The organism is Labrys sp. F242 (assembly GCF_057813875.1).
In genome coordinates this window covers 251,800-264,051 of record NZ_JBVASG010000006.1, presented here as the reverse complement: position 1 = coordinate 264,051, position 12,252 = coordinate 251,800, and the positions used below count along the sequence as shown (strand labels likewise).

General features: G+C 64.8%; 11 protein-coding genes. 9 read left to right on the top strand and 2 right to left on the bottom strand.

The window, feature by feature from the left end:
- Positions 1–6: 6 nt before the first annotated feature.
- Positions 7–519, bottom strand: coding sequence for an OsmC family protein (locus ACZYTC_RS29515; RefSeq protein WP_434959987.1), 513 nt, complete (start codon positions 517–519; stop codon positions 7–9).
- Positions 520–733: 214 nt separating this feature from the next.
- Between ACZYTC_RS29515 and ACZYTC_RS29510 the strand changes: the two genes are divergently transcribed.
- From ACZYTC_RS29510 to ACZYTC_RS29470, 9 genes are all read left to right on the top strand, one after another.
- Complete coding sequence (locus ACZYTC_RS29510) at positions 734–1,513, top strand: SDR family NAD(P)-dependent oxidoreductase (protein ID WP_488991215.1); 780 nt, start codon at positions 734–736, stop codon at positions 1,511–1,513.
- A gap of 283 nt (positions 1,514–1,796) precedes the next feature.
- On the top strand, positions 1,797–2,936 hold the full coding sequence (locus ACZYTC_RS29505; protein WP_434959985.1) for an ABC transporter ATP-binding protein: 1,140 nt from the start codon (positions 1,797–1,799) through the stop codon (positions 2,934–2,936).
- Positions 2,937–2,988: 52 nt separating this feature from the next.
- Positions 2,989–4,095: an ABC transporter substrate-binding protein gene (locus ACZYTC_RS29500; protein ID WP_434959984.1), complete on the top strand. Its 1,107-nt coding sequence runs from the start codon at positions 2,989–2,991 to the stop codon at positions 4,093–4,095.
- A 187-nt stretch (positions 4,096–4,282) separates the two neighbouring features.
- Entirely contained in the window at positions 4,283–5,227 is a 945-nt protein-coding gene (locus ACZYTC_RS29495) for an ABC transporter permease (protein ID WP_441771610.1), read from the top strand.
- Complete coding sequence (locus ACZYTC_RS29490; RefSeq protein WP_434959982.1) at positions 5,224–6,024, top strand: ABC transporter permease; 801 nt, start codon at positions 5,224–5,226, stop codon at positions 6,022–6,024. The genes ACZYTC_RS29495 and ACZYTC_RS29490 overlap by 4 nt, the downstream gene beginning before the upstream one ends.
- Before the next feature lie 40 nt (positions 6,025–6,064).
- Positions 6,065–7,396: a histidinol dehydrogenase gene (gene hisD / locus ACZYTC_RS29485; RefSeq protein WP_434959981.1), complete on the top strand. Its 1,332-nt coding sequence runs from the start codon at positions 6,065–6,067 to the stop codon at positions 7,394–7,396.
- 3 nt (positions 7,397–7,399) lie between these two features.
- Positions 7,400–8,416 carry a zinc-dependent alcohol dehydrogenase gene (locus ACZYTC_RS29480; RefSeq protein WP_488991214.1) on the top strand — a complete coding sequence of 339 codons (1,017 nt, stop codon included), beginning with the start codon at positions 7,400–7,402 and terminating at the stop codon, positions 8,414–8,416.
- A 68-nt stretch (positions 8,417–8,484) separates the two neighbouring features.
- Entirely contained in the window at positions 8,485–9,231 is a 747-nt protein-coding gene (gene hutC / locus ACZYTC_RS29475) for a histidine utilization transcriptional repressor HutC (protein WP_488991213.1), read from the top strand.
- A 51-nt stretch (positions 9,232–9,282) separates the two neighbouring features.
- Entirely contained in the window at positions 9,283–10,437 is a 1,155-nt protein-coding gene (locus ACZYTC_RS29470) for an alpha-hydroxy acid oxidase (protein ID WP_488991212.1), read from the top strand.
- Between the two features lie 73 nt (positions 10,438–10,510).
- On the opposite strand, the gene ACZYTC_RS29465 is transcribed toward ACZYTC_RS29470, so the two are convergent.
- On the bottom strand, positions 10,511–11,848 hold the full coding sequence (locus ACZYTC_RS29465) for a hemolysin family protein (protein WP_488991281.1): 1,338 nt from the start codon (positions 11,846–11,848) through the stop codon (positions 10,511–10,513).
- Between the last annotated feature and the right edge of the window lie 404 nt (positions 11,849–12,252).

Sequence of the window (12,252 nt, the reverse complement as noted above, 5' to 3'; positions counted from 1 at the left end):
CGCGCGTCAGGCCATCCGGTGCAGCGACACGCTGGTCTTCGGGCCGTTCTTGATGGTCTGAAACACCACGCAATAGCGCTCGGTCAGCTTCAGCAACTGGTCAAGCCGTTCTTGCGGCGCCTCGGTGTCGACGTCGAAGCGAAGCCGGATCTCGGCAAAGCCGACCGGCGCCTCCCTGTCGACGCCCAGCGTGCCGCGAAAATCGAGGTCTCCCTCGGCGCTGACCTGGCCGGCCTTGAGAGGCAGGTCGATCGCCGTCGCCACCGATTTCAGCGTCACGCCGGCACAGGCCACCAGGGCTTCCAGCAGCATGTCGCCGGAGCACAGTTCCAGCCCGGATCCGCCAGTCGCCGGATGCAGGCCGGCGGTCGCCAGCGCCCGCCCGGTTTCAACCTTGCAGGCAATGCCCTCGCCATCGATCGAGCCCTTGGCTTTCAGGGTGATCAGCGCCGTCGTCGGGTCGGCGCGATAGCGCTCCTTGATCGGCGCCTGCATGGCGCGCAGTTCAGTCGAATCCATCTGTCCCTCCCGGACCATCACGATGTCGCGTTGGCGCGGACTATAGGCGCCGCACACCGCCTGGCAAATGCCTCTACCGTCCCCTGGGGTTCATCCCTGCAAGCCAGGCACCTTGCGATCCGCGCGATTTTGTCTGATGAAATTAAGTCAGCCTTCACCGACCCGATTGCAGAGCAGCCGGCGATCGCATTTGCCCGATGGCGAGAGGAGCACCATGTCGCGCCCGATTTTCGACCTCACCGGCCGCCGCGCCATCGTCACCGGTGCCAGCCGAGGTATCGGCCAGACCATCGCCGTGTCCCTGGCCGAGGCGGGCGCCGATGTCGCCGTGACGGCACGCCGGCTGGAGAATCTCGAAAGCACCCGCCAACTCGTCGAGGCAACGGGGCGCCGCTGCGTCGCCCTGGCCCAGGATGTCGCAGATGTCGAAGACTGCAACGCCGTGATCGGCCAGGCGGCCGAGACACTCGGCGGCCTCGACATCCTGGTCAACAATGCCGGCGTCGAGACCGTGCGCCCATCCTTGGACGTCGACGAGGCCTTGTGGGACAGCATCGTCTCGACCAACCTCAAGGGCGCCTTCTTCTGCTCGCAGGCAGCCGGCCGGATCATGGCCGGAGCTGATGGTGGGGGCCAAGGCGGAGCTATCGTCAATCTGTGCTCCCTCACCTCCTTCGTCGGCATTCCCACCGCGGTTCCCTACGGCGCCTCCAAATCCGGCCTGCTCGGGGTCACCCGCGCCCTCGCGGCCGAATGGGCTGTTCACCACATCCGGGTGAACGCGATCGCGCCCGGCTATTTCCGCACGGCCATGACCGAGGTGTTCTACCAGGACAAGGCGTGGCAGGGGCAGATGCTGGCGAAGATCCCGCAACGGCGCTTCGGCGAGCAGGCGGATATAGCGGGCGTCGCGGTGTTCCTGTGTTCGGATGCCGCGGCCTATGTCACCGGCCATTGCATCCCGGTCGATGGCGGCTATCTCGCCTCCATCTGATTCCGGGAGCAAGGCGCGTTCACGGGCGAACGCTTGCCCATTTTAACGTCGCGTTTCGACACGTCTTTGCGATTCAGGTGATTGCGTCTCATCGCAAAGCGCTTTGATCGCTTCAGCTTCGATCTTCATGCACTGCACAATAATTAGTCACAATAGCGGTGCGGGCAAGAATTGCGCAGACAGCGTTGACCGTATTTGTATGTAGCTGTATAGACAGCTTCGTGCTGCCATGAATTCGGCCTGCGGGACCGAACGCGGCAACCCGGGAAGACAGGGGAACGAAATGGAATCTGCGCCCCTCGGCAGCCGCCTGTCTGGCGGAGCGAGCTCCTTTGCCGTGTCCGTGAAGGACGTCGCCATGGTCTTTGGCGATGTCCATGCGGTCAAAAGCGCATCCTTCGACCTGCCCAAGGGAAAATTCCTCACCATTCTCGGCCCGTCCGGCTCGGGCAAGACCACGCTTTTGCGCATGGTGGCCGGCTTCGACGCGCCGACCCGCGGCGAGATCTTCATCAACGGCCGGCCCGTCAGCGCCGTGCCGGCGCATAAGCGGGCCATCGGCATGGTGTTCCAGAGGCTGGCGCTGTTCCCCCACATGACAGCCGCCGAAAACGTCGCCTTTCCCCTCAAGATGCGCCGCCACGATGCCCGCGGCATCGCCACCAAGGTGGAGCGCTATCTTGAGCTCGTGCGCCTCGGCGGCTATGGCGCGCGCCGCATCAACGAGTTGTCGGGCGGCCAGCAGCAACGCGTGGCGATCGCCCGCGCTTTGGTGTTCGAGCCCGACCTCCTGCTGCTCGATGAGCCGCTGGCCGCCCTCGATCGCAAGCTGCGCGAGGAAATGCAGCTGGAGTTCCGCCGTATCCAGAAGGAGCTCGGGGTGACGACGATCAACGTCACCCACGACCAGCGCGAGGCCCTGGTGGTCTCCGACGAGATCATCGTGATGAATGGCGGCCAGATCCAGCAGAAGGCCCGCCCGCTTGACGCCTACCGGACGCCGGCCAACGCCTTCGTCGCCAATTTCATCGGCGTCACCAATTTCATCGAGGGCGTCGCCGGTGCCGCGACAGCCTCCACCCTGGCCTTCACCAGTGCGGGTCGCAGCCTGGTCGGCGTAGCAGCCAATCCCGCCGAACCGCCGGCTCCCGGACAGGCCTGCCAGGGCGCGGTCAGGGCCGAGCAGGTCCGGATCGCGCCGAGCGCGGCGAAGCTGCAGGGCCTCGAGACCATCGTGGACGGCGTGGTCGAGGATTCCATCTTCGAGGGCGAGCGCATCGTCTACGAAATACGGGTTCCGGCTCTCGACGGCGCACTGCTGCGGGTCTTCGATCACGATCCCATCGCGCATCAGCAATTCGACCCGGGCGAGGCCGTCAGCCTGGGATGGAATGCCAAGGATATGCATGTCTTCAAGAAGTGACGCCAAGTCCAAGAAGTGACCCGAGAAGGTCCGATCCAGAGGAGAACCAGTGATGTCACAAGATCAGTTCCTGTCGGTTGAGATCCGCCGGCGCACTTTGCTCGCCTCCCTGCTGGCGGCGGGCGCGACGGCCGCGTTGGGCACGGGCCGGGCCATGGCCGCCGAGCCCGAAAAGCCCTCCGAAATCATCGTGCGCGCCTGGGGCGGCAGCTGGGTCGACGCCCTGAAGGCGGGTGTCTCGGACAGCTTCACCAAGAAGACCGGCATCGCCGTGCGCCACGATTTGACCGAGGACAACGAAATCCAGCCCAAGCTGTGGGCAGCCGTGGCCCAGAAGCGTACCCCGCCGATCCATGTGAACTGGGACACCACCACCAATGCCACCAAATCGGCGCTGCGCGGCGTGACCGAGGATCTTTCCGACCTGCCCAACCTCAAGAACACCACCGAGCTTGCCAAGCCCGTCGGCCTCGACGGCTATCCGATCGTCAACACCTATGGCTATGTCTATGTGCTGGCCTATCGGCCATCGGCCTTCCCCAACGGAGCGCCCAAATCCTGGAAGGATCTGCTCGATCCCAAGCTGAAGCGCCGCATCGCGCTCTACAATGACGGCATCGGCTTCCATTTCCCTGCCCAGATCGCCGGCGGCGGCAAGCTGGAGGATATTCCGGCCAACATGCAGGCGGCCTGGGACTTCATCGCCAAGGTGAAGGAGCAGCAGCCCTTGCTGGGCGAGGATCCCGATTTCACCACCTGGTTCCAGAAGGGCGAGATCGACGCGGCCTGCACCATTTCCACCAATGCGCGCGAGGCCAAGAAGAACGGCATCGACCTCGCCTGGGTGGTGCCGGAGGAAGGCGCCAAGTTCGACACGGACGGGCTGTGGATTCCCAAAGGCCTGCCGGAGAACGAGCTCTATTGGGCCAAGCAGTACATCAACCACGCCTTGACCAAGGACGCCCAGCAGATCTGGCTCGACGGCCTGGGCCTGCCGGGCGTGGTACCCGGTCTCACCCCGCCGGCCGATCTCGTCAACAACCCCGCCTATCCGACCAAGGAAGAGGATTTCAAGCACCTCATCCGCATCTCGTCGCGGACCCAGGTAGAGAACGAGAGCAAGTGGTTCGCCAAGTTCAAGGAAATCATGCAGGGGTGAGACAAACCAGCCTTCTCCCCTCGCGGGATCTGGCACTTCCCATGGAAGTGCCTTAGGTCCCGGCAGGGGGATGAGGGGTGTTGGCAGATACCTTGCAAGGTTGCGTATCTCCCCTCATCCGACCTCGCTACGCTCGGCCACCTTCTCCCATAAGGGGAGAAGGCAGATTCCATCGAGGACCGACAGGATGCGCTCTTCGCGTGCCGCCTATCCCCTGACCTGGCGCATCATGGATGCGCTCGAGCGCCTGGCTGCCCTGGTGTGGCCGTCGAGCTTCAAGGCCGGGCTGCCCTATCTGATGCTGCTGCCCGCGCTCGTATTGGTCGGCCTCCTCGTGCTCGGCCTGATCCAGATGGGCGATGCCAGCCTGCGCGTCCTCGACACCAGCACCTTCCTGATGTCGGAGAACTACACGCTCGCCAACTACCAGCGCGTGGTGAGCGAAAGCTTCTTCACCGCCGTGGCCGGGCGCAGCCTGATGGGCGCCGTCATCGTGACGACAGCCACGCTGATCCTGGCCTTCCCCTATGCCTATCTGATGGTGCGCACGCCGTCCTCCGGCTTGCGCAAGTTCCTTCTGGTCGCGCTGTTCCTACCCTTCTTCATCGGCCAGGTGGTGCGCGCCTATGGCTGGCTGATCATTCTGGGCAATCAGGGCATGGTCAACGAGGCCCTCGGCCTGGTCGGCGTGGCGCCCATGCGCCTGCTCTACAACTATCCCGCCGTCCTCTTCGGCCTGGTCCAATACATGTTGCCCTTCGCCGTGCTGATGCTGGCGCCGGCCCTGACGGCGATACCGGCGGAACTGGAAGCCGCTGCCAGTTCACTCGGCGCGGGCTGGGTGCGGACCTTCCGCCATATCGTCCTGCCCCTCGCCCGTCCGGGCCTCGTCGGCGCCGGCCTCGTCGTCGTCACCCTCTCGCTGACCGATTTCGCGGTGCCCGCCATCCTGGGCGGCGGCACGCAGGACTTCATCGCCAACGCCATCTACGACCAGTTCTTCCGCACCTCCGACCAGGGCCTGGGCGCCACGCTCTCGCTGATGCTGGTGGCGGTCGGTTCCATTCTCGTCGGCGTGGTGTTCATGCTGTTCGGCGCCGGCACTCTGGCGATGAGCGGAGAACGCAAATGACCGGCAGCACCAGCAAGTCCATCGTGATCTGGGGCTTCGTGATCGCAGCGCTGGTGATGCTGTCGGCGCCGACCATCGTGGTGCTGGGTGCCTCCTTCACCGCGGGCAACATCATCACCTTCCCGCCCGAGGGCTTCTCCTTGCGCTGGTACGGTGCCATCGCCCAGGCAACCGATCTGCGCCAGGCCTTTGTGCGCTCGCTGATCGTGGCGACGATCTGCACCCTCATCGCGGTACCCGTCGGCACGCTGGCCGGCATCGCGCTCGCCAAATACAGGATCCGCTTCGAGCGCTCGATCCAGGTCTATCTGCTCCTGCCCTTCACCATCCCGCTGATCGGCTCGGGCATCGGCATGATGCTGGTCTTCGGCAATCTCGGCGTGCTCGGCCGGCTCTGGCCCGTCGGCATCGCCTGCTGCGTGATCAACCTGCCCTTCATGATCTGGGCGGTCACGGCCAGCGCCAGCAATCTCAGCCCGGACCTGGAACTGGCTGCGGCCAATTGCGGTGCGCCGCCTTTGCAGCGCTTCATCTACATCACTTTGCCCGCGGTGCTGCCGGGGATCATCACCGGTTCGCTCCTGATGTTCATCCTCGCCCTCAACGAGTTCCTGGTCAGCCTGCTGCTGGTGGATGCGCGTTCCGTCACGCTGCCGGTGCAGATCTACAACTCCATCCGCTCCATCATCACGCCGGACCTCGCCGCCATTTCCGTCGTCTTCATCGCCTGCGCCGGCCTCGCCATCGCGCTGCTCGATCGGCTCGTCGGCCTCGACATCTTCCTCAAATCCAAATGACGTCAAAGGCCGCCAGCGGCCGCGTATCCAGGACAGAACGATGACCTCAGCCCGCTTCTACGACTATGCCAGCCTCAGCGCGGAGGAGAAGGCCGCCCTGTTGCGCCGTTCGGAAACGGACATTTCCAAATTCATCGAGAAGGTCGCGCCGATCCTCGAGGCGGTCAGGACCGAGGGCGATGCCGCGCTGGCCCGCTTCGGCCGGGAACTGGACAGGGCCGAGGTGAGCGAGGCCAACCTCAAGGTCATGCCGGCCGAATTCGATGCCGCCTTCAAGCAGGTCGATGGCGACGTCATCCAGGCGATCACCTTCGGCATCGACAATATCCGCCGCTTCCATGAGGAGCAGAAGCCCGAGGCCATGTGGCTGAAGGAAATCCGGCCGGGCGCCTATGCCGGCGACCGCTTCACCCCGATCCAGTCGGTCGCCCTCTATGTGCCGCGCGGCAAGGGTTCCTTCCCATCCGTGACCATGATGACCTCGGTTCCGGCCGTGGTCGCCGGCGTTCCCAACCTTGCCATCGTCACGCCGCCGGCGCCCGACGGCTCGGTCGATGCGGCCACGCTGGTCGCCGCGAGGCTCGCGGGAGTGGAGACCGTCTACAAGGTCGGCGGCGCACAGGCGGTCGCGGCCGTCGCCTATGGCACCGAGACCGTCAAGCCGGCCCTCAAGATCGTCGGCCCCGGCAGCCCCTGGGTCGTTGCCGCCAAGCGCCTATTGTCGGGCGTCATCGATACCGGCCTGCCGGCCGGTCCCTCCGAGGTGATGATCCTAGCCGATGACACCGTGCATGGCGGCCTCGCCGCACTCGATTTGCTGATCGAGGCCGAGCACGGGCCGGATTCCTCGGCCTATCTGGTCACCCATAGCCGCCGGGTTGCCGAAGAGGCGCTCGCCGCGCTGCCCGAGCATTGGGCCCGCATGACCGAGCAGCGCGTCACCTTCTCCAAGGCCGTGCTGACGGGCAGCACCGGCGGCGTGGTGCTGACCTCCTCGATCGAGGAGAGCTACCAGTTCGTCAATGACTATGCGCCCGAGCACCTGGAAATCCTGTCCGAGGAGCCCTTCATCCATCTCGGCCACATCACCGAGGCCGCCGAGATCCTGATGGGGACGCACACGCCGGTCAGCATCGCCAATTTCTCGCTCGGGCCGAATGCCGTACTCCCGACCAGCCGCTGGGCCCGCACCTACGGTCCGCTTTCGGTGACCGATTTCGTCAAGCGTTCTTCGATCGGCTATGTCACCGCGCCGGCCTATGCCGAATTCGCCCGCCACTCCCACAAGCTGGCGCTCTATGAGGGCTTTTCCTCCCATGCCAATGCCGTCTCGCCGATCCGCGAGGCCTATCTGAAGAAGAAGGGCGGCTGAGCGATGAAGGCCGTCCGGCTGTACGATGTCAGGGACCTGCGCGTCGAGGCGGTGGAAGCCCCCTCTTCGCCGCCGCCCGGCCATGTCAATCTCGCAGTCAGGGCCGCCGGCATCTGCGGCTCGGACCTGCACAATTATCGGACCGGCCAATGGATCACCCGCCGCCCCTCGGTTGCAGGCCACGAGTTCTGCGGCCGTGTGACGGCGATCGGTGAGGGTGTGAGCGGGTTTGCGGTCGGTGATGTCGTCGTCGCAGATTCGAGATTCTGGTGTGGCAACTGCCCCGCTTGTGTCGACGGACGCCACAATGTCTGCGAGAATCTCGGCTTCGTCGGCGAGGCCTGCGACGGGGGCTTTGCGGATGCCGTGCAATTGCCGGCCCGGTTGCTCGTGCCGCATGCGCCTTCGCTGCCGCCGCGGATCGCCGCCATGGCCGAGCCGCTGGCAGTGGCGCTGCACGCGGTACGGCGCCTCGCCGCATCGCGCGGCGAGCCGGTCCTCGTGGTCGGCTGCGGCACGATCGGGGGATTGTGCGCCCTGCTGCTCGCCCATCTGCACGATGGCCCCATTCTGCTCAGCGAATCCAACGCCGCGCGCGCCGACTTGGTGTCCGCCCTGAGCGGAGGCAGGCGGGTCGACCTGGCGGCCGACGACATCGCCGCTGCGCTTGGGGAGCGGCGACTGCGTCATGCCATCGATGCGACGGGACATGCCGGGGCAATCGCCACGACGCTCGGCCTCCTCTCCGGCGCGGGGGCTCTCTGCCTGGTCGGCATCGGCCACGGCAGGCTGGACCTCGACCCCACCCAGCTGGTCGAACGCGAGATCGCCTTGATCGGCTGCCACGCCTTCGCCGACGACGAGCTTGTGCAGGCCACCTCGCTGCTGGGTCAGTTGCAAGGGGCGCTGGAACAACTCTGCGAAGTCCTGCCAGCCCTGGACGAGATCCCGGCGGCCTATGAGCGTTTGCTGGCCGGTCCAAGCGCGAAACTGAAAACCATCGTCCAGTTCACGGATTAGCAGGCCTTATTTTCCCGATTGCATGACCCGACAGGCTTTCTCGACACCCCCAAGCAGGAGACAGGACCATGGACGTTCTTTCCGACTCCGCCTCTCCCCTCTACGAGAAGGTCAAGGACTTCGTCCTCGGCAACATCACCAGCGGCAAATGGGGGCGCCATGCGCGGCTGCCTTCGGAGCACGACCTCGTCGCAGCTCTCGGCGTCTCGCGCATGACCGTGCACCGGGCCTTGCGCGAGCTGACGGTGCAGGGGCATTTGCGCCGCATTCCTGGAGTCGGCACCTTCGTGGCGCCGCCTAAACCGCAATCGACGCTCATCGAGATCAGCAATATCGCCACCGAGATCAAGGCGCGCGGCAGCCGCCATCGCGCCGAGGTCGTCACGCTCGAACGCATATCGCAGCCCACGCCCGAACTGATGATCGCCTTCGAATTCGAGGCGATCAAGCCGGTCGACCACTCGATCGTCATCCATTTCGAGAACGGCGTGCCGGTGCAGCTCGAGGAGCGCTACGTCAACACCGATCTGGTCAGCGGCTATCTCGACCAGGACTACACGGTTGCGGCGACCTACGAATATCTGCAGCAATCGACGCCGCTCACCGAGGTGGAGCATCTGATCAGCGCCTTGCCGGCGGGGGAGGAAACCGCGCGCCTGCTCCATATCCGCCCCGGCGACAGCTGCCTCGTGCTGCACCGCAAGACCTTCTCGGGGCCGGTTGTCGCGACCGTGAACACCTTCACCTATGTCGGCAGCCGCTATTCGCTGGGCAGCCGTTACCTTCATACAGGAGCAAAGCGTGTTCATGACTGAACGCCTGCTCGCTGTTCCTCGACACCCTCGATCCCATCACGGCGTAATTCCATGCAATTGGTGAACGTGCACGACTATCGGGAGGCGGCCCGCCGCCGCCTCCCGAAGATCTTCTTCGACTATATCGATGGCGGATCCTTCGAGGAGGATACGCTTCGGGCCAATCGCGACGATTTTGCCCGGCTGACGCTTCGCCAGAACGTACTGGTGGAGCCGCATGAGCAGGACCTCTCCACGCATTATCTCGGCATGCGCTATCCCCTGCCCTTCATGCTGGGGCCGGTCGGCTTCCTCGGCCTTTATGCCGGCAAAGGCGAGGAGAAGGCGGCCCTGGCGGCGCATGAGGCGGGGATCGCGCTCTGCCTTTCCAACTTCTCCATCGCCTCGCTCGCCGATGTCAGGCGAGCGAGCAAGGGCGTGCTCCACTTCCAGCTCTATATGCTCGACGACCGCTCGCTTTGTGAGGAGTTCCTGGAAGGAGCCCGCGCCGCCGGCGCCGACACGCTGTTCGTGACCGTCGACACCGCGATCACCAGCATCCGGGAACGCGACGTCCGCAACGGCTTCCGTTCGCTGACGCGGGTGACGCCGGGGCTTTTCCTTGGCCTCGCCCGCAAGCCGGGCTGGCTTCTCGACGTGGCCGCGGGCGGCATGCCCAGCGTCCGGGCGATCGAGCACCGGCGCGAATTTGGGCGCGGCGCGCTCGAACAGGCCGCCAATCTCTCGCGTCACATCGACAAGACGGTGTCGTGGAAGGACATGGCCTGGCTGCGCGAGCGTTGGCAGGGCAGGCTGGTCGTCAAGGGCGTTCTCGCCCCCGAGGATGCTGAGCGGGCCAAGGCGATCGGCCTGGACGGCGTGGTGATCTCCAACCATGGCGGACGCCAGCTCGACGGCGCATCGAGTACCATCGCGGCCCTGCCCGCCATCCGCCGGGCTGTTGGTCCCGACTTCTGCCTGATGCTCGATGGCGGCATTCGCCGCGGCGCCGACATCATCAAGGCCATCGGGCTCGGCGCCGACGGTGTCATGCTGGGCCGGGCCTATACCTATGGCCTCGCCGCCGCGGGTCAGGCCGGGGTCGCCGACGTGATCGACATCCTCACCCGGGAAGTCTCGATCACGCTGGCGCTAATGGGCATCGCTTCGATCGACGAACTGAAGTCGCTCGGCACGAAGGCCGTCATTCCGGCTGATTGCCCGTAATGTGCTGCATCACTCCGTGGAGAAGGCAAGTCGCGCCTTAATCGTCGCGATCTGAGTTATGTGTATTCCACCCTCACGGCTCGGCCCTGTCCACCGGGCGCGCCAGGAGCTTGTCGATGCGGCGGTCGTCCATGTCGATGATCTCGAACACCCAGCCGCCATAATCGAACTGCTCGCCGACATCCGGCAGGTGGCCGAGCTGCGAGAGCGCAAAGCCGGCAATGGTGTGGAAGTCGCGGTCCTGCGGCCGCGTATGCAGTTGCAGCCGGTCGAATGCGGCATAGGCCGGCATCATGCCGTCGATCAGCAGGGAGCCGTCCTGACGCTCGACGATATCGGGCTCTTCCCCCTCGACCTCGGGCATGTCGCCCGCCATCGCCTCGAGCAGGTCCGTCTGGGTGACGATGCCTTCGAGGCCACCATATTCGTCGACGATGAGGGCAAGCCTGATCGGGGTCCGCTTGAACTGGTCGAGCACCCGGAAGATCGGCATGGCCTCATGCACGATGATCGGCTGGCGGATGGCGGCAAGCGGATCGAGCCTCTCGCCATCCAGTACCCGGTCGAGCAGGTCCTGCTTGACGATCATGCCAAGCGGCTCGTCGATATTGCCGCGCCCCACCAGGAGATGGTCGTGACGACATTCGCGGATGATGCGCAGAGTCTCCTTGGGATCGTCGTCGATATCGACCCAGTCGATCTCGCGCCGTGGGGTCATGATATCGCTGATGCGGCGCCCGCCGATGCTGAGCACGCGCACCATCACCTCCTCCTGGGCATCCTGCAGGATGCCGGCATCCTGGCTGGCCCGGACCAGCAATTTGAGTTCCTCTGGCGAATGCAGCGATTCCTCTCCGGAACCGGGCTGCAATCCACACGCCCGCAGCACCAAATTGCCGAGGCCGTTCAGCATGAGGATGGCCGGACGCAGCAGGAACAGGAACAATCCCAGCGGCCTGATGATCCATAGCGCGGTTCCCTCGCTACGCTGCAGGGCCAGGCTCTTGGGCGCGAGCTCGCCCAGGACGATGTGGAGAGCCGTAATGATCACGAAGGCGATGGCGACGGCAATGGCGTGCGCGCCGACGGTGGCGATCCCACCAGGCAGCCAGCCGAGCAGCGGTTCGATGAGGTGGGCAAGTGCCGGCTCGCCGATCCAGCCCAGGGCCAGGGACGAGATGGTGATGCCGAGCTGGGTTGCCGCCAGATTGGCGTCGAGATTGTCGATGGCGCGCAACAGCGGCCGGGCATTCGTCCGCCCCGCCGCGGCAAGTTCGGCCACCCTGCTGCGGCGAACCGCGACGAGCGAGAATTCGGCCGCCACGAAAAACCCGTTGGCGGCGACGAGAGCGAAGACGGCTAGTACCCTCAACAAATCCATGACGAGAGCACCGTCGTCGGAACCGGACATCATCTCCCCTTCCGCGCCACAGGCGCGGTCCTTTCACAAAACGATCTCTCCTAGCATCGCCGCTCTGAAGCCGGGAGGCAAACCGCTCCTCGTCAAGGCTGTGCGAAACCCCGTGGAAAGGAGTAGTCACCCGCCGCCATGCGCCTGGAAATCCAGCCCCCTCTGGATGACAGCAGATCGCGCCCGCTGCCGGCAGCTTCGTTGTTGACTTAAACAATCTCCATGATAACTTTTGGAATGTTATGAAAAAATATGAGAGAAAAATACCAACACCCGGAGGAAAATAGCCTGGCCCGCTAGCAATCGCTGCCAAAACTCGCCTGTCTTGCCCGAATTTGGATGAAGCTTGCGCATTTTTTCAATGCTGCAACACGGGGACTCTTGTCTTCGCGCCAGGGACGGGC